Annotated in this window: 18 protein-coding genes; 7 read left to right on the plus strand and 11 right to left on the minus strand. The window is 57.6% G+C overall.

What is annotated here, in order from left to right:
* Window positions 1-50: 50 nt before the first annotated feature.
* The 11 genes from CFB04_RS16720 to CFB04_RS16770 all read right to left on the minus strand — a co-directional run bounded on the left by CFB04_RS16720 (window position 51) and on the right by CFB04_RS16770 (window position 17,452).
* Complete coding sequence (locus CFB04_RS16720; protein ID WP_088536454.1) at window positions 51-3,566, minus strand: HYR domain-containing protein; 3,516 nt, start codon at window positions 3,564-3,566, stop codon at window positions 51-53.
* Window positions 3,563-3,985 (minus strand): hypothetical protein, encoded by a 423-nt coding sequence (locus tag CFB04_RS16725; RefSeq protein WP_157698822.1) that lies wholly within the window; start codon window positions 3,983-3,985, stop codon window positions 3,563-3,565. The genes CFB04_RS16720 and CFB04_RS16725 overlap by 4 nt, the downstream gene beginning before the upstream one ends.
* A gap of 192 nt (window positions 3,986-4,177) precedes the next feature.
* Window positions 4,178-7,384, minus strand: coding sequence for a BTAD domain-containing putative transcriptional regulator (locus CFB04_RS16730; protein ID WP_088536456.1), 3,207 nt, complete (start codon window positions 7,382-7,384; stop codon window positions 4,178-4,180).
* A gap of 410 nt (window positions 7,385-7,794) precedes the next feature.
* Window positions 7,795-8,469, minus strand: coding sequence for a TIGR04282 family arsenosugar biosynthesis glycosyltransferase (locus CFB04_RS16735; protein WP_231934253.1), 675 nt, complete (start codon window positions 8,467-8,469; stop codon window positions 7,795-7,797).
* A 202-nt stretch (window positions 8,470-8,671) separates the two neighbouring features.
* Window positions 8,672-9,457: a GTP cyclohydrolase FolE2 gene (folE2, locus tag CFB04_RS16740; RefSeq protein ID WP_172825560.1), complete on the minus strand. Its 786-nt coding sequence runs from the start codon at window positions 9,455-9,457 to the stop codon at window positions 8,672-8,674.
* A gap of 144 nt (window positions 9,458-9,601) precedes the next feature.
* A complete protein-coding gene (gene queC, locus CFB04_RS16745; protein WP_088536458.1) occupies window positions 9,602-10,294 on the minus strand; it encodes a 7-cyano-7-deazaguanine synthase QueC in 693 nt (230 codons plus the stop codon).
* Window positions 10,295-10,379: 85 nt separating this feature from the next.
* Window positions 10,380-11,462 carry an MlaD family protein gene (locus tag CFB04_RS16750; protein ID WP_088536459.1) on the minus strand — a complete coding sequence of 361 codons (1,083 nt, stop codon included), beginning with the start codon at window positions 11,460-11,462 and terminating at the stop codon, window positions 10,380-10,382.
* Entirely contained in the window at window positions 11,459-12,229 is a 771-nt protein-coding gene (locus tag CFB04_RS16755) for an ABC transporter ATP-binding protein (protein ID WP_172825525.1), read from the minus strand. Before CFB04_RS16755 ends, CFB04_RS16750 begins: the two co-directional genes overlap by 4 nt.
* A gap of 31 nt (window positions 12,230-12,260) precedes the next feature.
* Entirely contained in the window at window positions 12,261-13,034 is a 774-nt protein-coding gene (locus CFB04_RS16760) for an ABC transporter permease (protein ID WP_088536895.1), read from the minus strand.
* Window positions 13,035-13,078: 44 nt separating this feature from the next.
* The gene (lon, locus tag CFB04_RS16765; RefSeq protein ID WP_088536461.1) at window positions 13,079-15,394 is read right to left on the minus strand and encodes an endopeptidase La; all 2,316 of its coding nucleotides are present in this window, start codon (window positions 15,392-15,394) and stop codon (window positions 13,079-13,081) included.
* Between the two features lie 135 nt (window positions 15,395-15,529).
* Window positions 15,530-17,452 carry an ABC-F family ATP-binding cassette domain-containing protein gene (locus tag CFB04_RS16770; RefSeq protein ID WP_088536462.1) on the minus strand — a complete coding sequence of 641 codons (1,923 nt, stop codon included), beginning with the start codon at window positions 17,450-17,452 and terminating at the stop codon, window positions 15,530-15,532.
* Window positions 17,453-17,695: 243 nt separating this feature from the next.
* On the opposite strand from CFB04_RS16770, the gene CFB04_RS16775 reads away from it, so the two are divergent.
* The 7 genes from CFB04_RS16775 (at window position 17,696) to lpdA (ending at window position 26,917) form a co-directional block, all read left to right on the plus strand.
* Window positions 17,696-20,080 carry an Rne/Rng family ribonuclease gene (locus tag CFB04_RS16775; RefSeq protein ID WP_088536896.1) on the plus strand — a complete coding sequence of 795 codons (2,385 nt, stop codon included), beginning with the start codon at window positions 17,696-17,698 and terminating at the stop codon, window positions 20,078-20,080.
* Window positions 20,081-20,154: 74 nt separating this feature from the next.
* On the plus strand, window positions 20,155-20,529 hold the full coding sequence (gene crcB / locus CFB04_RS16780) for a fluoride efflux transporter CrcB (protein ID WP_088536463.1): 375 nt from the start codon (window positions 20,155-20,157) through the stop codon (window positions 20,527-20,529).
* Window positions 20,530-20,540: 11 nt separating this feature from the next.
* Window positions 20,541-20,885, plus strand: a complete 345-nt coding sequence (locus tag CFB04_RS16785) for a DUF190 domain-containing protein (RefSeq protein WP_088536464.1) — start codon at window positions 20,541-20,543, stop codon at window positions 20,883-20,885.
* 88 nt (window positions 20,886-20,973) lie between these two features.
* Window positions 20,974-21,330: a 4Fe-4S binding protein gene (locus CFB04_RS16790; protein WP_231934499.1), complete on the plus strand. Its 357-nt coding sequence runs from the start codon at window positions 20,974-20,976 to the stop codon at window positions 21,328-21,330.
* Window positions 21,331-21,451: 121 nt separating this feature from the next.
* Entirely contained in the window at window positions 21,452-24,121 is a 2,670-nt protein-coding gene (locus CFB04_RS16795; protein WP_088536466.1) for a 2-oxoglutarate dehydrogenase E1 component, read from the plus strand.
* A 26-nt stretch (window positions 24,122-24,147) separates the two neighbouring features.
* A complete protein-coding gene (gene odhB / locus CFB04_RS16800) occupies window positions 24,148-25,350 on the plus strand; it encodes a 2-oxoglutarate dehydrogenase complex dihydrolipoyllysine-residue succinyltransferase (RefSeq protein WP_088536467.1) in 1,203 nt (400 codons plus the stop codon).
* A 139-nt stretch (window positions 25,351-25,489) separates the two neighbouring features.
* On the plus strand, window positions 25,490-26,917 hold the full coding sequence (gene lpdA / locus CFB04_RS16805) for a dihydrolipoyl dehydrogenase (protein WP_088536468.1): 1,428 nt from the start codon (window positions 25,490-25,492) through the stop codon (window positions 26,915-26,917).
* Window positions 26,918-26,923: the final 6 nt, after the last annotated feature.

Consider the following 26,923-nt stretch of genomic DNA (forward strand, 5'->3'; position numbering starts at 1 on the left):
ACTTGCAGGGCGTTTTTTTCTTCTGGCCATCTGTTAAAGAATAAGGAATCCTACTTGGTAATTGCAAGCCATGTGGCTTTTACCGTTCCACCATCCAGCATGACCTGAATCTGGTACGTTCCCCTCTCCAACAGACTCGTGTTGAGGTTATAGATATAGATTCCATCGGAAATACGGAAGTAGTTGCCAGTATCAGCTCCGCTTGTGGAAGTTACCTCGATTGGGTCTCCGACCGGCTCGCTGCCGGCATACTTCTGCAGAAGGAACTTTGCTGTTGCAGAAGTCACGGGATTGCCGCCTGCGTCGGTAAGCTGAAATTTGACCGGTACGGTGGAGCCGGCTTTAAAAGGTTTGCCCAGATTTACCGGCGGCAAAAACCCTGCGAAGACGTAGTCCACCCAGATCGTTGCCGAGGCTGAAGTGCTGTTGCCGAAATCATCGGTCGAGGTGAACGTGACTATTTTCGGCCCCACTGCAGTCAAATCGGGAACGGTGTAGGTGACTGTCGTGTCGGAATCGACATTGTCAGTTGCGGACGCTGCCCCCAGAAACGCCTGGACTACAGGCGCACTGACCGGTGTATTCAATGGTACCCAGATCGCCGCGGGAACATTCAGTACAGGAGGAGTGGTGTCCTGAACCTTGATGCTAAAGCTTCCCGTTGCGCTGTTCCCACTGCCATCACTCGCCTTGCAGGTAACTGTAGTTGTTCCGATCGCGAAGACACTGCCTGATGCCGGTGTGCAGGTAACATGAGGATTTTCTGTTACCAGATCCCGTGCAGTGACGTTGAAAGCCACAATGGCGCCGCTAGCGGATGTTGCTTCTACTACTCGACCGTCAAGACCTGCAAGTACCGGAGGTGTGGTGTCTGTTACGGATACGGTTTGAGTTGCGGTTCCCCTGTTTCCCGCCGCGTCAGTGGCGGTCCAAAGGACGGTGGTCGTGCCGATGGGGAATTCTCCCGGAGCGTTGCTGGTGAGGGACGTAACACCTACGGCATCAGCGGCAGTTGCCGTGCCAATGGCGACAGTGGTTTGCGGACCTGTTGCTTCAACGTTCAGATTCGTAGGCGGGATAACGACTGGTGCAGTACTGTCTGTCACAGTCACGGTCTGAGTCGCAGTTCCCCTGTTCCCCGCCGCGTCAGTGGCGGTCCAAAGGACGGTGGTCGTGCCGATGGGGAATTCTGCCGGAGCGTTGCTGGTGAGGGACGTAACCCCTACGGCATCAGCGGCAGTCGCCGAGCCAATATCGACAGTGGTCTGCGGCCCTGTTGCTTCAACGTTCACATTCGTCGGCGGAATAACGACTGGCGCAGTACTGTCTGTCACAGTCACGGTCTGAGTCGCAGTTCCCTCGTTTCCTGCCGCGTCTGTGGCGGTCCAGATGATGGTTGTAGTCCCTAGGGGGAAAGTCGAGGGAGCGTTGTTGGTAAGAGACACAACGCCGACGGCATCGGCTGCGGTTGCCGTGCCGATTGCAACTGCGGTCTGCGGATCTGCTGCCTCGACAGTCACATTGGCCGGGGGTGTGACTGCCGGAGCGGTGGTGTCCACGACGGTAACGCTGCTCGTCACCGAGGTGGAGCCGCCCGCGAAGTCGAACGCTGTCGCTGTGACAACGGTCGTGCCCATCGGGTAGACCGAGAGCGATGGAGTCACCACCATCCTGTCGAGTCCGCAGACATCGGTTGCCGTGACAGGGAGGCTGTAGGGCGCACCAGTCGGCCCTGTTGCTTCGATTGTCACGGCCGGATCAGCGATAACAGTCGGGGAGACGGTGTCTGAGATCGAAACCGTGACAGAGGCGGTGTCTGTTGCTTTGCCGTCGCTTACGGTAAGGGTTATTGCATGTATTCCTCTGGCCAACATAGTCAATACGGGGCTACCGGTTGCTGTTCCGAAAGGTCCACTCCAGCTGTAAGAAAGGGTGTCGCCGTCGGGGTCTAACGATCCTGATCCGTCAAGGGTTACCGCAGTCAGAGGGCCGCTGCACTCGTATGTCTGGGACACTCCCGGATTAGCTTGTGGGGGGGCGTTGCGGTAGCTCGTTCCCGAAACAGCAATTGTTGTTGTTCGCCCAAGTGCGTCGGTTGCCACCGCCTTGACGACGACCGTCGCCCCTTCCGGAAGATCGGTAACGCCGAACGCGGAGGTGAAGGGAGCGCTCGAGTCTTCGCCGAGGAAGAGAGAGCCGCCCGCTGATTCGCGGAAGAAACTCACACGCGCGGGCGCATGGTTCGGATCAACGGATATTTCCACGGGAATTCCTGTTCCTGAAAAGACCCCCGCCGGAAGCGGCTTAAGGAAGGAGACGGGGGGGCCGAGGTTGTCGACGGCCCCGGTGCTGGTCTTTTCTACGGTTCTTCCGTCGGCGAAGGTGGCGACGACCTTGAGGGTGATGGTGCCATTGGCAAACTGGGTTGAGTCAAATGATGATTCGAATACTCCTCCGGCATTCGGCGTGTCATCGCTGCCGACTTCTACTCCATTGACGTAGAAACCCATTTTCGTAGTCTGTGCGATGCGGTCGGTCGTGGCCTGAAATAGGACGGAAGATCCGGAAACGGTTCCCGTAGGCTGGAGAATGGTGACTGCTGCGAGATTCCCGAGAGCCCGATCGAGATCTGACCGGTCGAGGATATAGGCATAGGTGACCGACTTCGACTGCCCAGGAGCGAGGTCGCCAAGGTCGAAGGCCAGGACGATTGCCTGATCGTATACGACCGGCGCCGACGGCGTCGGCTGCGCCGGGTTGTCGAGGATACGGTCGATGTCGCGGTTTGAGAACCCTTGCGTGGCGACAACGGCCCGAGGATCGATGGCGCCGAGGCCGAGGGTAAAGCCGTACCGCAGCCCCTGTGCGAGGACGAGCGCACTGCTCGTGTTACCGTCAGGGCGGGCAGGGAGGCCGGATTTGCCCGGAACACCGCTGCGCGGTGGCTGAGCCTCGACCCAGTTGCGCGTCGTAAAGTCCCCGTAGGGAAGTTCCACTTCCTGGTCCGGATCCACGTTTCTCATATACTTCAGTGCATGAAGCGTGGATGTGCCGGTGTTCGTGAAGACGACATTCATCGTGAAGAAGAGGTCGTTGACGTTGAAACTGACATTTTGCGTTACATCCAGTTTTCCTTCTCTCCCGTTGGCGGTTCCGACCCAAAGGGCGGATTTAGTGTCGCCGCTGCTTGTTTCGGCGAGACTCGTGACGGGGACCTGAACCTGGCTCATCAGCCCATAGTTGTGGAAGAGATTTTTTTCTCCCAGGGCGTCTGTCCACTGGACCGACCATCCTTCTTCGGGAGAGCCGGGAACGAAAAAGTCACCGGTGGCAGGGGGATTGCCTACCGACCATCCATCCTTTGCCGGGTCGGCAATAAAACCAAGGCGCCTGCCGTAGCTGTGAAAACTTGCTGGGGGCGAGGTCGAAGTGCCGAACGATCCACTGTTATGAACGCCGACCTCTATGTAGTTTCCCTTGAGGAACACCTCTGCGCAAGGCGCGCCGGCTAGAAGGTGAGAGGCTGCGGCGAAGAGAACGAGAGAAATCCATTTTCTGAGCATCATGGCGTCCCTCCTTCGCTGACGAGGATTAATGAGGCAACACGGCCTGAGGCGTCGGTGGCTGATACGTCGAAGTTGAGCGGGATTTCGACCCCCTCGCGAAGCTGCTCCGGAGGGAGTAAGCTGAGGACAGCTATGTCGAGGGTTATCGAGTCGCCGGCAGCGAGGCCGGATATATCAATTGTCGATCCGGGCGAACCGGGGACGACGAGAGGATCTTTTGCCGACAGACGCGCGGCAGCAAGATCGGTATCTCCGGTGTTAGTAACCGTGAGCATGAATCGGAGCGTACTCCCGCCGTCTGCGGGTGTGCCGGAGACGAGGCGGTGTGTTCCGGAAAAGGAGACGCCGGCATGGACAAGCGTGGCGGAGATTGTGAGAAGCAGCGTGAACATCAACAGAAGTAAGCGAATTAATTTCATTTTTCCTCCTTGTGAATTGAAGATGTGCCCTCATGCGCATTAACCTTTAGGCTGATTTACGACGTTCACCCCCTTAATGAACTTTGCGAAAACGATATCAGGGTAGGGGTTACGGATTGGGGTACGTATGGGCAAGAAAACGATTAGCGGTCTTTAAACAGGGGGGTATTCGGCATTAGAGAGGATAGTCTCTTATTTCAATGCGGCTTCATAGAGTGCGGTGGTCTTGGGGGATGGTGGGACCCGAAGTCCGATGGCGAGGTTCTTCTTGCATCGTTCAAAGGCTTTTATCGCTTCCGCTCGCAGTCCAGCGGAGAGGTAGCATTCCATCAGATTCTGATATATCTCTTCTGCAAGGTCGTCGACCTCCAGCCCATACAGATAGCATGACATCGCACGGCTGTCGTCGTTTCTCTTCCGGTATAGGCCCGCCAGTGCCACGACATTGAGGACGAACCTGCTCTTCAGGCGCTTCCGGAGAGACACTGCCCATGGCTTGTCGGCATCCTCGGCAACAAAGTGTCCGCGGTACAGGCTTATGGCATTTTTCGTCAATCCAATGGCCTTTGTCTCCTCTCCCGCTTCCCCCTGCATTTGGGCCTGAGCCAGCAGGCTCTCGAACGCCCAGGCATCAACCCAGAAATATCGCCGATCCATGAAAAGACGACCCTCTCGCAGTTGAAGGGCTTTTTCGGCTCCGACAAGTTCCCGCAGGCGGTAAAGGGTCACCTTAAACGAGTTTCTCGCCGTGTCTCCGTTCGAATCCGGCCACAGAAGGTCTGCGATCTGCCCTTCCGTTTTCTCCTCACCGCCTAGCGCGATGAGAGCTTTCAGTATCTCCAGCGGCTTTTTCTGCACTTTCCCGGAAAATGCGAGGGTCTTGCCATCCTTCACCAGCCTAAAGCTGCCTAACATGTACACCTTGAGCGGCCAGGGCCAGCGTTCAATGTGGATAGGGGATTCAGTGGGCCATAATTCGCGTTTCCTGATCAGAGCAGTAACGTATTCCACTTCGATGCCTGCTTCCAGGGCCTTCATACATAGCCTGGTCATACGTTCAGGTTTCCAGAAATAAAAATTTTCGATCCGATGTAGTGCTCCCAGCCTGAAAGCTTTCTTGAGAGAATCGATTTCTTTTGGTTCATTGCCCTCTTTCATGTGGAGATATGATTCCGTAAGGAAATAGATCAGCGAAAGGTAGGCACTGTCCATGCTCAATACTCGCGGGAGCGCTTTCTGCAGACATAGCGAGGCTTCCCTTTGATTTCCTAGGTCAAGATGTGTTTCTGCCATGTTAATCATCATTGCAGTTTCAGGAGCGACAAACCCTATCCTAGAGCCTATTTCCAATGCAAGTTCCAGGAACTGCCGTGTTTGCACGAAATTTTCCTGGAGGGCGAATTTCCACGCCATCAGCCAGTAGTAATATGCCTTGTCGACACGGCGACAGTCGGTTAAGCCGGCGGACATTTTTGCCGTCAGTTCTCCAGCAATGTTTTCGTCACCTTTGGCCAGTGCGGCCGCAAGCGCATGGCCGTGATTGTGCATTGCCCATATATCGATCCCGCTTTTAACGGAAAGGTCGAGGACCTCAAACGCCTTTTCCAGGCACTTTTCGAGTTCACATGTGGCGAATGCGTAATGTGCTTCCACTGTTTTCACCATCATGAGGACGAATTCGTTGGCTCCTTTCGACTTGGTAGGCTCACGAATGAGATCGACGATGACTGCTGCTCTGGCCAAATCCCCCTGGTAGATGAGATGAATGGCGAGATGGAGCCCTGCACTGAGAAACAGGTTCGCATCCGATACTTCTCCCGTGCATAAAAGTGCAAAGGCCTGCTCGCGGATCGTATTGATATCCCGGTGGTTAGGAAGTCCAAAGGCCACGGCATTGAACTGGTTTAGTGCGACACGCACCTCGATGTCCCTCGATGAATACCGGGGGTGCTCCTTCAGAACCTCGCTCAAAACCTCAATCCATTGCGGCATAAGCGCATATTCGCTGGTGTGTATGGTTGCGTCTACAACCCCGCACCAAGAAAGAAAAACACCTGTTTCATCCCCCTGAGAGCGAAAAATCTCGAAAGCTTTTTTAAAACGGCTGCGACTTTCGACCGGGTCTGATGAAAAAAGAGAGGCCCCTGACCAAAAGAGGAGATACGGCGTGCCTTGCAGCAGGGGAAGCGGTAGACGGTCCACCCATTCTATAACTGTGCGATTTCTTCCTTGGCATAAGAAGGTTGGTGCATTTCGGACAATCAATCCGGCAAGCCGAGACCAGTCGCTCGTGTCGATGCAGAGCGAAGCTGCTTCTTCTATTCTGCCTGATTCCTCCAGAAGGTCAGATGCGCTTGCCTTGATTTGGGCAAGATGCTGCCGGTCGTAGACAGTTTCGGCCTTGTTGATCAGGTACTCGCGGAAAAGAGGATGAAAGCGGTAAATGACTTCTCCATCGTACCGTTTTTCAGTGAAAAAACTATGGTTGTGCAACTCTGCCAGGATCACGGCCGCGTCTGAGTTTTCCGACAGCCTTTCCGCCAATCGCGGAAGGACAGCCGGCATAAACGATGTCTTTAGCAGTAGGTCCCGGATGCGAGGGTCGGTCTTGTTGAACAGTTCCTCGGCGAAGTAGTTGAAGATTTCCTGCTGTGTTCTTTTCCCTTCGAGCCATTGCTCCAGTTCTTCGACGCTGCCCCGCTCCAGCAGGAGCACGAGCCCGGCGACCCACCCCCCGATCCTGTCGTGGAGCTTGCCGAAAGCCTCAGGCCACTCACCGGACCTGCCATGCAACTGAATTATGCCTGTAGTTTCCTCTACAGTCAGCCGCAGTTCGTCCCAGCCAACAAATGACATCTGTTTGCCTGCGCGCAAGCGGGCCATGGCTGGAGGCGGGGGAGTTCGGCTCATCACAATGATGTTGATTCCCTGGGGAACCTCGGCGAATGCGTATTTGACTACTTCATGAAATATCGAATCTGGGCCGACCTCGTGGTAATCGTCCAGGACCAGCGTATAGGGGGGCTTCAGCCGGGCGAAAAGTTTTTCGAAGTAGCGCCGGGCGAAGGTTTCGGCTCCAGGTTGGTACTCGGGAGTGAATAGCGGGAGTGGGCGGCCACGCTGTGGCGCAGCCTTCCTGGCCGCAAGCCTCATGTAATGAAAAAGGGTCGCAACGTCTGCGTCCCCTTGATCTACCTGATACCAGATAGATGGAAGTTTCCGGAAATCGAGATAACTAGCGACGAGTGTTGATTTGCCGGAGCCTCCTGGGCCGTGAATCCAGGTCACCGGCCTCTCGAGGCAGTGGTCGAGAATGTGGAACAACCGCTCGCGAGGAAGGATGTCCGACATCCTCGGGCGGGTGATTTTGTTTATCGAGGATGGGCTTTCTGTACGCATGCTCTCCGTGGCAATTCCCGCATTGAATAGGAACCATATAACAATTTTCGAGATATTTTTCCATATCTTTCATGAGAGCAGTTTGCGGATTGTGTGGGAACGAAAGGTCTTATCGAGGGCCTTCGCCGGCTTATATCGATGTTGGGTCCACCGTGACCGTTATGGCGGCTCCTGAGTACGTTGTTCCGAGGTGAAAAGAGGGGCGTGTGCGGCTCCAGTGCCGGTTGGGGAAGGGGTAAGGTATCCATTACGAGAGAAGTTGAAAGAACGTCTGTTGATCGTGCCCGTGAAAAAGCTCCAGTTCGATGCGCTTTGCCATTGGAATCCAAGATAGAATTTCCAGCTATTCTCGTGCAATGCTTACAGGTCTGAACGCCATAATCGCCACGGTGATGGTGCGGCTGAAAGAGTCACAGAGAGTTTTGGTCGGACCGCAGAGCTCGGAGGATAAATTCCCGCGTCATCCGCGCGCCGTTCCTCTCATCCAGCAGTTCCGGTCTCAGCAGGTCCTCAGCCGTGTCCAGGTCGTGCCACTCGGGGAGAAGGGCGAATCGTATGCCGGCAGCGGTTGCCTTTTCGATGGTTTTTTTCAGAACTGAAGAACTGCTCCAGGCTATCCCGCAGAAGAGCTCCCGATGGAGCGTCTTCATTGCCAAAAGGTAATAGCCACCATCGGTGGCTGGTCCGAATACCGCGTCTACAGCATCGTCTTTGAGAAGCAGGAAGGCTTCCTCCAGGTAGTGCCGGGGAAGATGGGGCGAATCGGTCCCTATGATGGCCGCTGCCATGCTTCCGCGATCGAAGATCTGACGGAATGCGTCCTCCATCCGCTCTCCAAGGTCTTTTCCCCGTTGTGCCATGCGCTCCAGTTCCGGGGCTACTTCCTCAAAATACGAGCAGGCATCGATGTCAGGTTCGAAGAAGAGGACCGACTGCCTACGCATAGGCTTGACGAGTTCCAGCGTGTCGAGCAGCATGCAGCGGTAGAGCTCCGCAGCTTCTTCCGGCAGTAGAGCGGGCGTGAGGCGTGTCTTCACTCTTCCGGGCCGGGGGTGCTTCGCGAAGATGATTAGGGACTCTTTCAAGAGCAGGTGCTCCTCCGGTTTTTCATCATGGCTGCCCGACCCGTGCGCGTTTGGTAACGAACCGATGACAGAATCGGGAGGTGAAAAATGTAGTTTTTTCCACTTTTTATTGCTTTATGCACAGGGTTATCCACAGAAAGGGGAGGTGATGCCAAGGAGAAGCAGATGTAGTTCGGTTAGGTTTTGTTCATAAGGTGCCGGGTTATGAAGAGGCCTTGTCACGCTCGATGGACGCATAGGCCGAGTGCTTGTGGATAGACTCGTAATTCTCGGCCTCGACTGCGAACCAGGTGATATTGTCGCTCCCCATCAGCTTCTGGGTTGCTTCCCGTACGATGTCCTCGACGAACTTGGGGTTCTCGAAAGCCTGCTCGGTCACGAACTTCTCGTCCTCTCTCTTCAGCAGAGAATAGACGGGGCTCGACCCGCACGATTCGATAAGCTCGATGATATCCTCGATCCAGATGAACTCACGGTAGCGGACCCTCACGGTGATGGTGCTTCGCTGGTTGTGGGCGCCGTAGCGGGAGAGTTCCTTGCTGCACGGGCAGAGGGAGGTAACGGGAATCCTGATGCCGAGGATGAAGTCGAAGGTGTCGGCGAGGCTGGCGATGAACTCGCAGGTATACTCCATGAGGCTCTTTGCCTTCGAGACCGGTGCCTGCTTTTCCACGAAATAGGGGAATTCCATTTCCAGGTGAGCACGTGAAGCTCCGAGCTTTTCCTTCATGCGCTGGAGGATGACCTCGAGCTTGTCCAGTGCGATGTTCTCCCTGTAGTGGTTGAGTATCTCGATGAAGCGGCTCATGTGGGTCCCCTTGAAATGGTGGGGAAGGTCCACGTACATGTTTACACGCGCGACCGTGTGCTGGAGGGTCTTGTTCTTGTCCATCACTATGATCGGGTAGGAGATGTCCTTCACTCCCACCTTGTTGATGGGGATGTTCCGAGGGTCGCGGGTCTTCTGCATGTCGGGCATGAGGGTCATGGCAGTCTCTGGTGGGTTGTTGAAAAACAGCCATTTCGCCACTCTCCTCGTAAACCGCCGTGTGGCGTAGCGCTGCCTCCATGGGGCTTACTGCGGGTGCGACGTCTGTCTGTTTTTGAACAACCTGAATTTTCAAATAACCTGCTAAGGGCGGTTCTTGTGGGCGGCATACCTGACGGGATCTTCCAGACCGGCTTCGGCAAAACCCTTGAGCCGCAGACGACACGAGTCGCATTCTCCACACGCGAACCCCTCTGGAGCAGGGTCGTAGCAGGAGTGTGTATGGCCGTAATCTACGCCGAGGGAGAGCCCTCGCTTGATGATCTCCCCTTTGCTGAGGCTGATCAGCGGTGCGTGAATCGTGAAACGTCCGCTTCCTTCCACCCCTGCCTTTGTGGCAAGGTTTGCCATTTTCTCGAATGCGGCGATATACTCCGGGCGGCAGTCCGGGTAACCGGAATAGTCGAGGGCATTGACTCCGATGAAGATGTCGAAGCAGCCCAGCACTTCCGCCCAGCCGAGAGCGAAGGAGAGGAAAATTGTGTTTCGTGCCGGTACGTATGTGACGGGGATGTCGTTGCCGACGCCTTCCTTGGGGACGGCGATGTCTGAGGTCAGGGCGCTCCCGCCCATGCGCCGCAGATCGATTTCCACCAGCATGTGGTCCACGGCTCCGGCCTCCCGGGCGTACTTCCGGGCCACATCCAGCTCTGCCCCGTGCCGTTGCCCGTAAGCAAAGCTCATGGCGTACGTCTCGAAACCTTCAGCCCTGGCAATGGCAAGGCAGGTTGTGGAATCGAGCCCGCCGCTGTAGAGGACGACTGCTTTTCGTTTCATATCACCTTTCCCGTCTCTTTGTCTCCCGCAGGGCCCCTGAATAACTCTTCCGAGCTCAGGTTGCTCAAAAACGGTCAGATCTCCGCTAAAACAGCGAAAAGTTCAGGTACCGTTTCGGGTGCTCCTTGATGTCCTTCACAAGGGCATCGACGCTATCTACCATATGGTTGAGGCGTTCATACGTTTCGTTATCGTTCAGGAGTTTTCCGGCAGTACCTTCACCGCGATTCAGGCGCCCCGCGATATCTTCGAAGCCTTTGACGGAGTTTTCGGCACGGTCGATGAGGGCAATCCCCCGGTCGTACAGATCCCGTTCCCCGAGCAGTTTTCCGATAGTGGAGTCGCTGGAGGTCAGCTTCCTGTTAAGCTCCCGAACATCCTCCGCCGCCTCGATGCTCTTGTCAGCCAGGGCGACGAGTTTGTCGTAGAGTTGCCGGTCCCTGACCAGCCGACCAAGGGTTCCGTCCGCAGACTGGATGTCCTTGATAGTCTCTTCGGTGCGGGTGAGGATGGAGATCAGCCGGTCGTAAGCCTCGCTGTTCCGGCTGAGCTGGCCCAGCGTTCCTTCTCCCCTGTTGGCCGACCGGGCAAAGACCTGCAGTTCACTGGTCAGGCTAACCAGGTTGTCGTAGAGCTGCGGGTCGCGGCTCACCCGGCCGAGGGACCCCTCTCCCCGCTCGATTCTGTCCACGATGCCGTTCAGACGGTCGAACGTGGTTCCCGCCTTTTGCATCACGTCGTCGAGTTTTACGGTAGGAGCGCCCACAATGGTCGTTTCGGGTGTTTCCTGGACCGTCCGGCTGGGGGTAATATCGACATATTTTTCCCCCAGAAGGCCCCGGGTCTTGATGGTGATCCTGGAGTCCCGGCCGATTTTCCTGAGTGCGTCCTTGTCGATTTCGAGGCTGACCTGAACCTCGTTGCTTTTTTCGGGGGAGGTGAACCCGATGCTCCGGACAATGCCCACGTCCACTCCGGCGAGCCAGACCGGAGCACCGGTCTTAAGACCCGACGCATCGGTCATGGTGACGGTGAGCTTCCCCTTCGGCATGAAAAACTTGGTCTTCTGCCCCATCATGAGCACCCCCGCCGCGAAAAAGAGAAGGGCTGTGACGATGAAGATGCCGACCTTGACCTGGGACCATGCGATATCGTTGCTTCGTTTCATCGTTCCGGTTCTCCTCGTTCTTCATTGGTCCCGTTGCCGGGGGTAAAGAGCGAGCTGTCGCTGGGATGAAAGAATTCCTGCATCTCCGGCAGTCCGGCTGCCGTAATTTCTTCCCGTGTTCCCTCGAAGAGGAGGCGTGCCCTGTGGAGAAACGAGAACCGGTCGGAGACGGCAAAGGCCGTTTCCATATCGTGCGTAACCATTAGCGTTGTCTTTCCTGCACGCTGCAGGCTCAGCATGAGATGGCGGATGTTGTAGACTCCTATGGGATCGAGCCCCGTGGTGGGCTCATCAAAAAAGATGTAATCCGGATCTGCCGCCAGTGCCCGTGCGATGGCCACGCGTTTCTTCATCCCCCCCGACAGTTCGGCCGGATAGAGGTCTATTGCCTGCTCAAGCCCGACGAACCGCAGCTTTTCACGGACAACTTCCTCTATTTCAGGCTCGGTCACCTGCCGTTCTTCTATGAGGCGGTAACCGACATTCTCGCCGACGGTCATGGAGTCGAATAAGGCGCCTCCCTGAAAGACGATGGCTATTTTGCTGCGAACCCTGGTCAGCTCGCTTTCGGGGATGCCCTCGATGCACCTTCCGTCTATGAAGACCTTTCCCTCATCGGGGCGCAGAAGCCCCAGCAGCAGCTTAAGGATGGTCGTCTTCCCGGCACCGCTTACACCGAGGATCGTTCGGTTGATTCCCGGTTCCAGCAGAAGATCGAACTTTTCGAGGATAGTACGTCCGCCGACGGAATAGGAGACCTGTTCCATGCGGATCCCCTTTTCCGTGCTCACCGTTGCCTCACGTCCTGAAGACGATGAAAATCTTCGTCAGAAAGAAATCGGAAACCAGCACCAGGGAGGAGGCAAGTACGACCGTACGCTTTGCCGCGGCACCCACCCCTTCCGCTCCCCCGGTAGTGCTCAGTCCGACGTAGCAGCCTACCATCGAGATTATGAAGCCGAAGAAAGCAGGCTTCAGCACCCCCTCGATCAGGTCCTGGAACACCATGAACTGTGGGAGAGAGTTCCAGTACATCACGGGGTTTATATCATACCCCGCGGCAATAATATACCCTCCAAGGAGCGCCACCGTATCGGTAATGATTGCCAGAAGCGGCATCGCGAGAACCGTTGCCTTGAGGCGGGGAGTGACGAGGCGCTTCACAACGTCGGTCCCTTCCACCCGCATTGCGTCCACCTGTTCGGTCACTACCATGGTTCCCAACTCGGCGGTGATGGCGGAGCCGACCCTGCCGGCAATCATGAGGGAGGAGAGCACCGGCCCCAGTTCCTTCACCATCGTTACCGCCACCATGCCCCCCACGTAGCTTGTCGCGGCGAACGGCCGCAACTGGATGAGCGCCTGGAGCGCCATTACCATGCCGGTGAATATCCCGGTGAGGAACACGATGAAAAGCGAATCCACACCGATCTTGTCCAGCTGGATGACGAATTCCCGGTAATAGAACGGACGCTGGAAAATCCTCGCGATAGCCCTGCCTGTCAGAAAGAAAAATTCCTGGATTTCGTGAAAAAAGGATTTAAGCAGATTCTCGACGATGTTGTTTTTCATCAGCAAACGAGACTTCCATAATAAGGTGTCGGCGGTCAGGCAGCCTATTGCAGGGCAGCTGAAACCGCGTCACGGACATCGTCGACGTAGACGAATTCAAGTTCCTGCTTCACGTTCTCGGGAATATCTTCCATTGCTTCCTTGTTGCGGGCGGGAATTATCAGCTTGTTGACTCCGGCACGACGGGCAGCGAGAACTTTTTCCTTGAGTCCTCCAATGGCCAGGACGCGGCCGGTGAGGCTTATTTCACCGGTCATTGCCACGTCGCGACGGGCGTGACGGCCGGTAAACAGGGATATGATGGCGGTGACCATGGTAATGCCCGCTGAGGGACCGTCCTTCGGGATGCTCCCCGCAGGGACATGGATATGAATGTTGGTGTCGTTGAAGCTTTCCTCCTTGATGCCCCACTCGCTGCAGTTGGCCTGCACGAAGGAGAGAGCGGCACGGGCGGATTCTTTCATCACCTCTCCCAGCGAGCCAGTGAGGATCAGGTCGTTCTTGCCCCGCATCCGCGTTGCTTCGACGAAGATGATATCCCCTCCCGTCTCGGTCCATGCCAGCCCGGTGACCACGCCTATGCGGTCTTTTTCTGCAGCCACCTCATTGAAGAATTTCCGCGGCCCGAGAAGCTCATCCACCATCTCCGGAGTTATCTTTTTGCGCAGGGGCTTGTTCTGGGTGATCTCCTTGGCCACCTTGCGGAATATGGAGGCGATATTCCGCTGCAGGTTTCGCACGCCGGCTTCGCGGGTGTAGTTGGTGATCACCTTCACCACCGCCTTCTCTTCGAATTCAGGCGGAGTATTGGCCAGGCCGTTTTCTTCCAGCTCCCGCGGTATAAGATATTTGAATGCGATGCTGGTCTTTTCCTCTTCAGTGTACCCGGAGAGGTTGATTACCTCCATCCGGTCCTTGAGGGCTGCGGGAATCGGGTCGAGCAGGTTCGCCGTGGTTATGAAGATGACGTGGGACAGGTCGAACGGAACATCCAGGTAATGGTCGGTGAAGGTGAAGTTCTGTTCCGGATCGAGTACCTCCAGAAGCGCACTGGCAGGATCGCCGCGGAAATCGAGCCCGATCTTGTCAACCTCATCAAGCATGAAGACGGGGTTGTTGCTTCCGCACCGGTAGATGTCCTGGATGATGCGTCCGGGGAGTGCGCCTATGTACGTCCGGCGATGGCCGCGGATCTCCGCCTCGTCTCGCATCCCCCCCAGGGAGACCCTGATGAACTTGCGCCCGAGAGCCCGTGCGATGGAGCGCCCCAGGCTCGTCTTCCCGACCCCGGGGGGGCCGACGAAACAGAGGATGGGGCCTTTCATCTTTTCCTTGAGGGAGCGCACCGCCAGATATTCGAGGATCCGCTCCTTTACCTTTTTCAGGTCGTAATGGTCCTCGTCCAGCACCGCCTCGGCCTGCACTATGTCACGGTTGTCCGTGGTCGATACCTTCCACGGCATTCCGGTGAGATAGTCGAGGTAGGTGCGGGAGACGGTATATTCGGGGGAGGAGGAGTTTATCCGCTCAAGCCGCTTCAGTTCCTTCTCCGCGACTTTCCGGACTTCATCGGGCATTCCGGCGGTCTCTATCTTCTTCTTGAGGTCTACCACTTCGGACCCGCGGGAATCCTCGTCTCCCAGCTCTTCCTGAATCTGCTTTAGCTGCTCCCGCAGCAGGTATTCCTTCTGGGTCTTTCCGACTCTCTTGGTGACTTCCGCCTGCACCTCTCCCTTCACCTGCAGGCGCTGGATCTCGTTGTTCAGGTATGTGTACACCTTCTTCAGGCGGTCCAGGGGGTCGAGTGTTTCCAGCAGCGTCTGGAGTTCGTCGGGGGGAAGATTGACATAGAGCGCCACTAGGTCCGAAAGACGAGCCGGGTTATCGATGTAGTCGATCATCTTCATGACGTCGTCCGGCAGCGGCTTGCCGTACGACAGCGCGATCTTGAGCAGGGCGTTGAGGCTGCTCACCAGCGCTTCCGAGACCACCGACCTTTCCACAAATTCCCGGATCAGTTCGACCTGGGACAGAAGAAAGGGGGATTCCTGCGTGAGCCCGAGCATCCTGAGACGCGCAACTCCTTCGAGAACTACTTTTCCGCCCCCTTCGGCAAAACGCAGGAGATGGTTGATCTTGCACAGTGTGCCGATGTCGTGGAATCGCTCGGGTTGGCGCGGATGCTGCTCTCCCCGCACTTTCACCACCCCAAGCATGTTGTTCTGGTTTACCGCTTCTTCGAAGACGGCGAATTCTTCGTTTTTGAGGAACAGCGTGAAGATCATGTGGGGGAATGCAACCATGTCCCGCACTGGGTAGACAGGTATGATGTCGGGAATGGCAACGGTCTGTTCGTGCATTCGAACCCCTTCTTCTATAAGGATTAGTGAAACTCCATTGAAAGAGTAACCAGTTCAGCGGGCCATGTCAATGACCGGCTGGCAAGGGATGGCGTCAAGGATGCTGAGGCTGGAGACGTTACTGGACGCTCCTGCTCATTGCAGCTCCTCCCACTTGCGGTAGAGCTCCGAGATTCTGGACGTAAGCCCGGCATGCTCTTCTCCGCACCGGCGTGCCGCTTCATGATCCCGGAACAGCTCGGGGTCGGACATGCGTTCGTCAAGCAGTGCCAGCTGACGTTCGTGTGTTTCTATCTCCTCTTCCACCGCGAAGATGAGTTTCTGACGGCGCTTCTCTTCCCGCTGTCGCTCCTTTTCTTCTTCCCGGATGCGGAGCCGCTCTTCACGGGAAGCCGGAGCCTGCAGCGGAGGGAGCGAATCCGACGGCGCAGCGGAGTGGTTGCCCGCGGGCGTTTCCAAACCTTGCTTCTTGGACAGATAGTACTCGTAATCACCGATGAAGGAGGTGATGGCGCCCCCTTCAACCTCTACGACCCTGGTGGAGAGCCCATCTATGAAGTGGCGGTCATGGGATACGAAGACGACGGTTCCGGCAAAGGAGCGCAATGCATCCAGGAGGACTTCCTTGCTGAAGAGGTCGAGGTGGTTTGTCGGCTCGTCCATGAGGAGAAGGTTCGCCGGCCTGAGCAGCATTTTTGCAAGGGCGAGCCGGTTTCTTTCTCCCCCCGAGAGGACTGACACAGGCTTGTTGATATCGTCGCCGGAGAAGAGGAATGCACCGAGTATGTCCCGCAACTGCGGAACCATGGCGAAGGGAGCGTCTGCCAGTATCTCCTCGTAGACCGTGCGCGATCCTTCCAGTACCTGGGCCTGATCCTGCGCGAAATAGTCGAGAACGACATTGTGTCCCGGGAGCCGCTCTCCTTCCTGAAATTCCCCCCCCGCCAGCACCCGCATCAGGGTCGATTTTCCCGCACCGTTGTGTCCGACCAGGGCTATCCGTTCACCCTTTTCAATTGTAATGTCGACGGCATCCAGGACCCTGTTGGAGCCGTAAGCCCTGGTGAGCTGTTTCAGCTCCATCACGACCCGCCCGCTTTTCGGCGGCTCCGGAAATTTGAATCTGATCTTCTTTCGCTCCGGGGGCAGGGTGATCCGCTCGATCTTCTCCAGCTGCTTCATCCGTGACTGGACGAGGGCGGCCTTGTCGGCCTTGTAGCGGAAGCGGGAGATGAAATCCTCCATCTTCTCCACTTCTTCGTCCTGCCGGCGCTTAGCTTCGCGCAGCGCGGCCACCCGTGCTTCCCGCTCGGTCAGGTATTTGCTGTAATTGCCGTAATAGTCGGTAAGGGTGTGGTTCCATACTTCCACCATTCTGCTGCAGACCCGGTCGAGAAAGAACCTGTCGTGGGAGACGAGCATTACCGACCAGGAATGTTCGCAGAGATATTCTTCAAGCCAGTTGCGAGCCTCGATGTCGAGATGGTTCGTAGGTTCGTCGAGGAGAAGGACGTTCGGCTTCTGCAAAAGTAGCTTCGCCAGGGCGATACGCATCTGCCATCCACCTGAGAATTCGCCGCAGTCGCGCTCCCAGTCGCTGGGTCCAAAGCCGAGGCCCCGCAGCACGTTGCCGACCTCCGCTTCCATGGAATACCCGCCCTTCAGCCGAAACTCCTCCTGGAGATGCCCGAATCGTTCCAGGAGTGGCTGGTAAGCAGGATCGTCATGCCGGATTTCTTCGAGGCGTCGGGTTGCCTCGGTGAGTTCCCGTTCCAGTTCCCGAAGATAAACCAGTGCGCTGAGGGCCTCGTCGAAAAGCGTTCGTCCGCGGCTCACGATGCCGTCCTGGGGCAGGTAGCCGACGGTGGCAGAGCGGGCAAGCTGTATTTCACCCTCCGAGGCTTCCACCTGTCCCGCTACTATACGCATCAGCGTAGATTTGCCCGCTCCGTTTTCACCGACCAGCCCCACACGCTCACCCTTCTTGAGGTGCCATGTGATATTGCTGAAGAGGGGTTTCCCTGCGAAGTCCTTGCTGAGATTCTTGAGTTGCAGCATATCCTTTTGATCCGTTCTAACGATCCAGTAACTTATTTGGGTTCCGAACAAGGGGACATTCTAGTGAGTCATTTGCAGCTTTGTCAATTATTTGCCGGTTTTTCGGCAGTTTTTTCATGTTCATGGCCGATATTCTTTGCTATAGTTTTAAATTCGATAATTAAAACAACAGTCGATGTTTCATCGTCTGCTTAATACCATGCGGAGGCGCACCATGTGCTTCCGCCGAAGGACTGCGTACAGATGGCAAGAAAAATGTTGATCAATGTAATGCACCCTGAAGAAGCCAGGGTTGCTATCGTCGAGGACGGTCGCCTGGTGGAGCTGGACATAGAGATCGCGGGAAGCGAGCAGACCCGCGGCAATGTCTACAAAGGGGTGGTTGTGCGTGTCGAGCCGGGGCTGCAGGCGGCCTTCATCGATATCGGCCTCAAGAAGCTCGGCTTTCTCCAGATGGGGGAGTTACACCCCGACTGCTGGCAATGGCGGGACGACATACCTGAGGAGCAGCGCAAGCGCCGTCCCCGAATCCAGGAGGTGCTGCGCCGAGGCCAGGAGCTGATCGTCCAGGTGGAGAAGGGGGAACGTGACAACAAGGGAGCCGCTCTCACGACGTACTTGTCTTTGCCGGGGCGCTACATGGTCATCATGCCCGGAAGCGATTCCGCCGGAATATCGCGTAAAGTGGAGAGCGAGAGCGAGCGGAAGAAGCTGAAGTCCATGGCGGCAGAGATGGAGATACCGGAGGGGATCGGTTACATCATCCGCACCGAGGCTCTCGGCCGCAAGAAAACCGAGATGATGAAGGACCTGGGCTACCTGATGAAGCTGTACGAGTCAATCCAGGACAAGGGAGCGGTCGCCAAGGCCCCCTCACTCATCTACCAGGAATCAGGACTGGTGATCCGAACGATCCGGGACTACTTTACCGCAGAGATCGACGAGGTCCTTGTTGACAGCAAAGAGGTATACAAGCAGGCCCGGGCCTTTTTCAAGGCCACCATGCCCAAGTACGAGAAGATCGTCAAGATGCATCAGGAAAAGCGTCCGATCTTCTCAAGGTATCAGCTGGAAGAACAGATCGACCTGATCTACGAGAAGAAGGTGCCGCTGAGGTCGGGCGGTTCCATCTTCATCGAGCCTACCGAAGCCCTCGTCAGCATCGATGTCAATTCAGGTAAAAGTACCGGGGAGAAAGGGGTGGAGGACACCGCTTTCAAGACCAACCTGGAAGCGGCAGAGGAGGCTGCGCGACAGCTGAGGCTCCGTGACCTTGGGGGGCTCATCGTCATAGACTTCATCGACATGCGAGACCGCAAACACAACGCGGAGGTCGAGAAGACGCTGAAGAACGCCCTCAAGGCGGACAAGGCACGGGTGACGGTAGGCAAAATATCCCAGTTCGGCCTGCTGGAGATGTCTCGGCAGCGGATCAAGCCGACCCTTGAGCAGGGAATTCATCTGGAATGCCCCCATTGCAGCGGGCGGGGGAAAGTAAAGTCGACCGAGGCCATGGCGCTCTCCTTCCTGCGCAAGGTCCACGGAGCAGCTGCCAAGGGAACGGTGGGAGAGGTACGTGGAGCCCTTCCGCTCGACGTCACGTACTTCCTCCTCAACCGGAAGAAGCGCGATCTTGCCCAGATAGAGGACGAGTACGAAATAGAGGTTACCGTCAAAGGGAAACCGTCCTTCCTTATGAATCAGCTTGAACTGGAGCTGGTCAAGAGGGAGAAGCCTCTTTCGATGGAGGTATCCGAAACCCCGCTGGAGCCTGTGCAGTATGTTGCGGAGGAGGGGGAGGAAGATGAGGAAACCGCAGTCGCCGAAACTGCGGCTCCGGAGGGGGAGGGGAAAAAGAAAAAGCGCAGGAGGGGGAAGAAGAAGCCTCGGCATGAAGCTGACATCGCCTCGGAACTGCCTCAGGACCATGTGAAAGGGGAGGTGGCTGCGCCAGCTGTGGACGAAGCCCCCGTCGAGCTTGCCGCTGTTCCTGGCGCAGCCGCTGAGGCGCCTGCCGGCGAACCCGGCCTGGAAGAGATGAAGAAGAAGCGCCGGCGGAGGAAGCGCCGGAGCAAACATGCTCAGGAAGCCGCAGTTGCACCGGTGGAAATGCAGCCCCAGACTCCTGTGGAGCAGGAACCGACTGCGGCTCCCAGCGCCGGGGAAGAGGAGACTCACGAAGAGGTACGCAAGAAGCGGCGCCGGAAGCGCCGTCGTGGGAAGCGTCCTACCGAGGAAGGCGCACAGGTGGAAAGGCCCGATCAGGCCTCAAATGATCGTGTGCCGTTTGCACCAGTACCGGAGCAGCCGGTAGCTGCGGAGGTCGCTGTTACCTCCCCGGCACAGATTACATCTGTCCCGACAGTGGAAGCGGTTGCGCCACCCTCCCGGACAAGACGTCCGCGGAAGAAGGGTGCGGAGTCGCCGGAAGCGTCCACGGCGGACGTGGCGCCCGAGCCGGCGACGGCTCCGGAGGTTCCTGCGACTCGTCCCTCACGGCGAAAGAAGACCGCTGCTCCCGTTGCGGGTGAGGAGTCGCAGGCCCCCGCCGAGAAGGCGCCTGCACGCAAGCGTACTCCGCGCAAGAAGAAATCGGAGGAGGTTTCGCAGCCTGAGCAGGGGGAATAGCAGGCTTATCGGTCTCAGGAGCAGAAAGGATCATATTGCCGCAGCTTCGGAAATCGGGGCGGCCGGAGAAATGAATGGCGGTAGCCGTTTCCATAGCATTGCTGGGCGCTCTCGGCTGCCTCGCAAGATTTTACTTTTCAGGATGGGTCTACGGGGTCGCCGGCAGGACCTTCCCCTATGGTACCCTTGCCGTGAATCTCGTCGGCGCTTTCTGTATCGGGTTCATCATGGAGTCCTCCACCCGGAGCGACATTCTTCCGCCAATGCTGAGAACGGGCCTCGCTGTCGGCTTTCTCGGGGGGCTCACCACTTTCTCGACATTCAGCTACGAGACCTTCCGCCTTCTTGAGGACGGGGAATTTTGGCGGGCGGCGACGAATGTGTTGGTGAGCGTCCTTGCCTGCCTTCTATTCACCTGGCTGGGAATAACGGCGGCAAAAGCCCTGTAAGAGAGGGAGTTATGGCAAAGGTTCGTGAAAAACGCGTTCTGATGCGGATATTTATCGGCGAAAGCGAGAAGTTTAATCACACACCACTCTACGAAGCCCTGCTGGAACTTTTCCGCCGCGAGGGGGTTGCCGGAGCCACCGTCCTGCGCGGGGTGGCAGGATTCGGAGCCCGCGGCATTATTCATACCCACAAGCTGCTCGAACTTTCCACAGACCTTCCTCTCGTGATCGAAGTGATCGAGGAGCAGGGGAAGCTGGATTCCCTGATGCCGCAGATCGATTCGATGATGACGGGGGGAACCATCACCACCGAGAACGTAGTCGTTACCCGCTACGGAACATCTTCCTCTGAATAGCCCGATTTTTCTAGGCTAATCTTGTTTAACCCGCTTGCTGTGGTAAAGTTTCCGACGATGAGTGACTGTTGCCCGGAGGTACGTCATGATGCGTCACCCTGTTCCTTCCGAGGAACTGCCATGGTATCCCGAGATCTCCTGGGAGAAGTGCAAGGGGTGCAGGACCTGTTTCCGTTTCTGTCCGGCTGCGGCTCTCGTATTTAACAGGACGCGCCGAAAAGTCAGGCTCAAATACCCGACGAGGTGTCGGGTGGAATGCCGCATCTGCGCCAGGTTCTGTCCCGCCCGTGCCATTAGTTTCCCCGACCAGACTAGATTCGTCAGCCGCCATCTGGCAATGCATGAGCCGGCGCCTCTCCCATCAGCGCACCCTGCGCCTCCTCCCGTCCGTCCACGGTTGCGACCCCTCGGCACTCCTTCCCGTTTCATCCCCCTTGGCGGATGACCAAGCAGTCCTTTGAATCATGAGGTCTCTCTGCTATACTCTTTTCGTTCGCTCATGACCACCAGTTCATGAGTCCCACAGGTCGCAGTTTCACCCTTACATCGAACATCAGGGTTACCGCATGGGGTTCTTCGGCAATACCAGCCCTCAGTGGCTGGAAGCTCAGTATCTCCTCTGGCTGCAGGACCCGAGCCTTGTCACGAGGGATCTGCGGATATTTTTCGACGGATTCGGTCTTTGCGGCGATTCTATCCATCCGGAAGAGCAGGGGCCTCGACAGTCCCTGAAATCGTCGGGTGTCCAGTCCCTTATCTACCGGTACAGAGACATCGGGCACCTTCTGGCGTGTACCGACCCGCTTTCCCCGTGCAAGACGCACCACCCGCTACTTGACCTCTCCCAGTTCGAACTGGATTCTTCAGACCTCGACCATACTTTTCACACCCGGCGCTTCATGTCCGAATCGGCTACGCTCAGAGACATTCTCGGTGTGATGCAGGAAACCTATTGCCGATCCATCGGCGTTGAGTTCATGCACATCCAGGCTCCGGCGGAACGTCAATGGCTCATCGATCGGATGGAGCCGAACCGCAACAGGCCCGCTCTCTCTTTTCAGGAGCGCCTGGCGATCCTCGGGCGGCTTGTGGCCGCTAATCAGTTCGAGGCATTTCTGCAGCGCAAGTTCATCGGTCAGACGCGGTTTTCCCTGGAGGGTGGGGAGACCCTCGTTCCCGTTCTTGAAGAGGTCGTTTCACGCTCGGCTCGTGCGGGCGTTTTCGATATTGTCATCGGTATGCCTCACCGGGGAAGGCTGACGGTACTCTCTTTATTGCTCGGCATGCCGCCGGAGAACATCTTCGCCGAATTCCGGGACGGTCCGGGCCATGGCGTGGGGGCAGGGGACGTCAAGTATCACCTCGGTTTTTCCGCCGACCTGGACCGGGACGGGCGCCGACTGCACGTAACCCTTGCTGCCAACCCCAGCCACCTGGAAGCTATCGACGCGGTTGTCGAGGGAAAGTGCCGGGCGCGGCAGGACCTTTTCGGCATGGGTGGAGCACGAGGGGTTCTTCCACTCCTTATTCATGGCGACGCAGCTTTCTCCGGGCAGGGGGTAGTTGCGGAGACCTTCAACCTCTCCCAGTTGCGAGGTTTCTCGACCGGAGGAACCTTTCACATCGTGGTCAACAACCAGATAGGATTTACGACCCGCCCCGCCGATGCCCGGTCAACCTGCTATGCAACCGACATGGCAAAAGCCGTCTCAGCCCCGATATTCCATGTCCATGGGGAGGACCCGGAAGCTGCCGTGCATGCAGCACGTCTTGCTCTCGACTACCGGCAGGAGTTCGGCCGCGACGTGGTGCTTGAGCTTATCTGTTACAGGCGCTACGGCCACAACGAAGGAGACGAGCCGGCGTTCACGCAGCCCCTCATGTACCGCCACATCTCCAGTCGCCCGACGGTGCCTGAGATCTACGCGGCACGGCTGCGACAGGATGGGATGGACCCACCTCTGAGGGAACTGACGGAGGGGGAAGTCGCCCGCCTGGAGCGCGCGTTCGCTGCTCCCTCTGTCGACGCCGATCGCGGGTTCGGCGGAAGTTGGAGCCGTGTCGCGCGGGAGTACGACGCGGCCCCGGTGGATACGCGGGTGAGCCGAAAGGAACTGGAGGAACTTGCGGATGCCGTTAACGCCATTCCCGAGGGTTTCTCTCCCCATCCGAAGGTACGCGCTCTCTTCGACAGGCGACGAGAGGCCCTCCGTTCCGGTGAAGGTGTCGATTGGGGTAACGCCGAGGCCCTTGCATTCGGCAGCCTCCTCAGGGAAGGTACCTCAATACGGCTGTCGGGACAGGACGCGGGGAGGGGAACCTTCAGCCATCGGCATGGCATCGTCTACGATCAGGAGACGGAGCGTGCGTTCACGCCTCTTGATCAGGCGTCAAGTAGCGGCGCACGTTTCGAACTGTACGACAGTATGCTGTCGGAATACGCCGTCCTCGGTTTCGAATACGGATATTCCATCGAGTCTCCCGATGTCCTGACGCTGTGGGAGGCTCAGTATGGGGATTTCGCCAACGGAGCCCAGGTGATAATCGACCAGTTCATCGCCGCTGCAGAGACTAAATGGCAGCGGGTGAGCGGCCTGACGATGCTCCTTCCTCACGGATACGAAGGGCAGGGGCCTGAACATTCCAGCGCCCGGATCGAACGTTTTCTGGAGTTGTGTGCGGGCAACAACATCATTGTCGCCAACCCCACGACACCCGCACAATATTTCCACCTGCTGCGCCGTCAGGCGAGGCAATCCTTCCGGAAGCCCCTCGTGGTTTTCACTCCGAAGAGCCTTCTGCGCAGCAATCGCTGCGTATCTTCGGTTGCGGAACTGGCGGGAGAAGGGTTCAGGGAAGTTCTCGTGACGGCGGAAAATAGGGGTCCGTGCCGAGCGGTTCTAATCTGCTCTGGTAAACTGTTCTACGAATTATCGGACCGCAGGGAACGCGACAAGCGTGACGATGTTGCCATTGTGCGGGTAGAGCAGCTTTATCCGCTGCGCACCGATCTCCTGAGGGAGGCATTCGGACGGTTTCCGGAGGCAACGTTCAGCTGGGTTCAGGAGGAACCGGCGAACATGGGACCATGGCCGAGGCTTCGTTACTGGCTGAGCGAGATATTAGGCAAGGAGCCCCGCTACGTCGGGCGCGAGGAGGACGCTTCTCCGGCGGCTGGGTACCGGTCGGTGCACCTGAAAGAACAGGAGAAGCTGGTAGCGGAGGCATTCGCCTGATCGGCGAATATAGAACCGGAGTGTCCATGGAAATAAAAGTTCCAGCAGTGGGGGAATCTGTAACCGAAGCACTGATCGGCCGCTGGATCAGGCATGACGGAGAGCGTGTCGCAAAAAACGACCCGGTCTGCGAGATAGAAACGGACAAGATCACGTTCGAGGTCGCTGCCGAGGCGGATGGCGTACTGTCGGTCAAGGTGCCGGAGGGGGAGACGGTGCCGATCGGAGCGGTGATAGCCGTCATCGAAGAGGGATCGCCAGCCGTTCAACAGGCGCCGCCGCCGATGCCCGCTGCGGAGGGGGAGCAGGATTCCGCGCCACCCCCCCTGTCCCCTGCTGCTCGGAAGCTGGTGAAGGAAAAGGGGATCCATCCCGGGGATATCAGAGGGAGCGGCCGCGGGGGAAGGATCACGGTCGAGGACCTTCTCGTGGAACAGAAGGAGGCAGAGGCGGAAAAACAGCACGAGGTTCCTGCGGAGGCAGAGAGAACCTCAGGATATGAAGCTTCAACCCCGTCATCGTCTTCCGGAGCAGAGAGGGAGACACGTCGGAAGATGACGCCGATCCGCAAGCGGATCGCGGAACATCTACTTGCTGCCCGTCAGCAGACGGCGATGCTCACGACCTTCAACGAAGCCGACATGTCCAGGGTGGTGGCCCTGAGAAAGCGGCACAAGGAAGACTTCCGGAGGAAGCACGGAGTTTCCCTGGGATTCCTTCCCTTCTTCATCAAGGCCTGTGCGGAGGCCCTCCGCGACTTCCCCGCGCTGAACGGACGGATCGATGGAGAGGAGATCGTCTACCACAATTTTTACGATATCGGCATCGCCGTCAGCGGAGAAAAAGGACTCGTAGTGCCGGTGCTCCGGAACGTCGATCGGCTTTCATTTGCCCAAATGGAACAGGGGATAGCGGCGTTCGTGGAGCGGATCGCGAATAATCAGCTGACTCTCGCCGAACTCGAGGGAGGAACCTTTACCATTACCAATGGCGGGGTATACGGCTCGCTGCTCAGCACTCCGATCCTGAATCCACCCCAGAGCGGGGTTCTTGGCCTGCATGCCGTTCAGGAGCGGCCGGTGGCACGTGAGGGTAGGATCGAGATCCGGCCGATGATGTATCTGGCCCTCTCTTACGACCACCGGATCGTGGACGGACGTGAGGCGGTGCAGTTTCTGAAGAAAGTGAAGGAACTGGTGGAGGAGCCGGAGGAGATGCTCATCGAGTAATAACGCTGAAGCAGAGCCCGCCTGCGGCGTTGACTGCCCCCTTCCTCAGGAAGGAGGCCCTGGGTCCGGATCTTTTATTTTAGGCTTAGTGAGCACAAATAGATCATTACAGATGATGGAAAGTTGGAGGGAATAGTTGATGCCGAAAGAGACGTACGACCTGATTGTCGTCGGTGCGGGGCCGGGAGGCTATGTGGCCGCAATCCGTGCCGCTCAGCTCGGAATGAAGGTGGCGGTTGTGGAGAAGCGGGAGCGGCTGGGTGGGGTATGCCTCAACGAGGGGTGCATTCCCAGCAAGGCGCTCCTCGATTCGAGCGAACTCTATGCCCTCGCGCGGGGAAAATTCGCCGGGCACGGGATCAGGATCGAGAACGTTACGCTCGACCTGCAGGCGATGATGGCGCGCAAGGACGATGTGGTAAAGAAGCTTACAGACGGCATCGCTTATCTTTTCAAGAAACACAATATCCAGTGGCGGCGCGGCTCTGCCAAGCTCGCCGGACGGCGCAGCGACGGCCTGCAGGTGGTCGCCGTCACCCCGGCGGATTCTCCGGGAGAGCCCCAGCTCCTGAGCGGGCGGCGGGTGCTTCTGGCGACGGGGAGCGTGCCCGTTCCCATTCCTTCCGTTCCCTATGACGGGGAGCTGGTGGTGGACGCCCGCGGGGCACTCTCCTTCGATACGGTGCCGGAGCATCTGATCGTGGTCGGAGCCGGTTACATCGGCCTGGAGCTGGGCTCGGTTTGGCGGCGGCTCGGCAGCCAGGTCACGGTGGTGGAGCTGCTCCCGAAGGCGCTTCTCCACACGGACCGCCAGGTGGCGGACACCCTGATCCGTTCCCTGAAGAAACAGGGCATCACCTTCCGGATGGAGACGAGCGTTGTCGGAATCCGGAGGCTGGAGGATGGCCGGGCGGTTGTCCGGCTGGCTGCGGGGGACCAGAAGGATGAGCTGCAGTGCGACCGGATACTGGTGGCGGCGGGTCGCCGTCCGAACACGGCGGATCTGGATCTGGAGCGGATGGGGATAACACTCGACAGCAGCGGCCGTGTCGTGGTCAACGGGGAGTACGAGACCACCTCCGCCGGCATTTATGCCATCGGCGACCTTATACACGGGCCTATGCTGGCCCACAAGGCAATGGAGGAGGGGACGGTGTTCGCCGAACGGCTGGCGGGGCAGGCGTCGCAGGTCGATTACGATTACGTCCCCGGAATCGTCTATACCTGGCCCGAAGCTGCTTCCGTCGGAAAGACGGAGGAGGAGCTTCAGCGGGATGAGGTGCCGTACGCAGCGGGCAGGTTCAACTTCATGGCTAATGGGCGGGCCAGGTGCATGGACGAGACGGAAGGGTTCGTGAAGGTCCTGTCCCACCGCAGGACCGGCCGGGTCCTGGGCATACACATTATCGGCCCACGGGCCTCCGAAATGATCGCAGAGGCGGTGACGGTGATGACCTATGGCGGCAGTGCCGAAGACATCGCCCTTACCTTCCATGCCCATCCGACCCTCTCGGAGGCGATGAAGGAGGCGGCGCTGGATACGCAAAAAAGAGCGATCCACGCCTGACAGGGA

It is taken from the genome of Geobacter sp. DSM 9736, assembly GCF_900187405.1.
Classification (GTDB): domain Bacteria; phylum Desulfobacterota; class Desulfuromonadia; order Geobacterales; family Geobacteraceae; genus DSM-9736.

What these genes read in the sequence shown, in the direction of transcription:
- CFB04_RS16720 (WP_088536454.1), bottom strand. Translation starts at nt 3,566, where the DNA reads ATGATGCTCAGAAAATGGATTTCTCTCGTTCTCTTCGCCGCAGCCTCT.
- CFB04_RS16725 (WP_157698822.1), bottom strand. Translation starts at nt 3,985, where the DNA reads ATGAAATTAATTCGCTTACTTCTGTTGATGTTCACGCTGCTTCTCACA.
- CFB04_RS16730 (WP_088536456.1), bottom strand. Translation starts at nt 7,384, where the DNA reads ATGCGTACAGAAAGCCCATCCTCGATAAACAAAATCACCCGCCCGAGG.
- folE2 (WP_172825560.1), bottom strand. Translation starts at nt 9,457, where the DNA reads ATGACCCTCATGCCCGACATGCAGAAGACCCGCGACCCTCGGAACATC.
- queC (WP_088536458.1), bottom strand. Translation starts at nt 10,294, where the DNA reads ATGAAACGAAAAGCAGTCGTCCTCTACAGCGGCGGGCTCGATTCCACA.
- CFB04_RS16750 (WP_088536459.1), bottom strand. Translation starts at nt 11,462, where the DNA reads ATGAAACGAAGCAACGATATCGCATGGTCCCAGGTCAAGGTCGGCATC.
- CFB04_RS16755 (WP_172825525.1), bottom strand. Translation starts at nt 12,229, where the DNA reads ATGGAACAGGTCTCCTATTCCGTCGGCGGACGTACTATCCTCGAAAAG.
- CFB04_RS16760 (WP_088536895.1), bottom strand. Translation starts at nt 13,034, where the DNA reads ATGAAAAACAACATCGTCGAGAATCTGCTTAAATCCTTTTTTCACGAA.
- lon (WP_088536461.1), bottom strand. Translation starts at nt 15,394, where the DNA reads ATGCACGAACAGACCGTTGCCATTCCCGACATCATACCTGTCTACCCA.
- CFB04_RS16770 (WP_088536462.1), bottom strand. Translation starts at nt 17,452, where the DNA reads ATGCTGCAACTCAAGAATCTCAGCAAGGACTTCGCAGGGAAACCCCTC.
- CFB04_RS16775 (WP_088536896.1), top strand. Translation starts at nt 17,696, where the DNA reads ATGGCAAGAAAAATGTTGATCAATGTAATGCACCCTGAAGAAGCCAGG.
- crcB (WP_088536463.1), top strand. Translation starts at nt 20,155, where the DNA reads ATGGCGGTAGCCGTTTCCATAGCATTGCTGGGCGCTCTCGGCTGCCTC.
- CFB04_RS16785 (WP_088536464.1), top strand. Translation starts at nt 20,541, where the DNA reads ATGGCAAAGGTTCGTGAAAAACGCGTTCTGATGCGGATATTTATCGGC.
- CFB04_RS16790 (WP_231934499.1), top strand. Translation starts at nt 20,974, where the DNA reads ATGCGTCACCCTGTTCCTTCCGAGGAACTGCCATGGTATCCCGAGATC.
- CFB04_RS16795 (WP_088536466.1), top strand. Translation starts at nt 21,452, where the DNA reads ATGGGGTTCTTCGGCAATACCAGCCCTCAGTGGCTGGAAGCTCAGTAT.
- odhB (WP_088536467.1), top strand. Translation starts at nt 24,148, where the DNA reads ATGGAAATAAAAGTTCCAGCAGTGGGGGAATCTGTAACCGAAGCACTG.
- lpdA (WP_088536468.1), top strand. Translation starts at nt 25,490, where the DNA reads ATGCCGAAAGAGACGTACGACCTGATTGTCGTCGGTGCGGGGCCGGGA.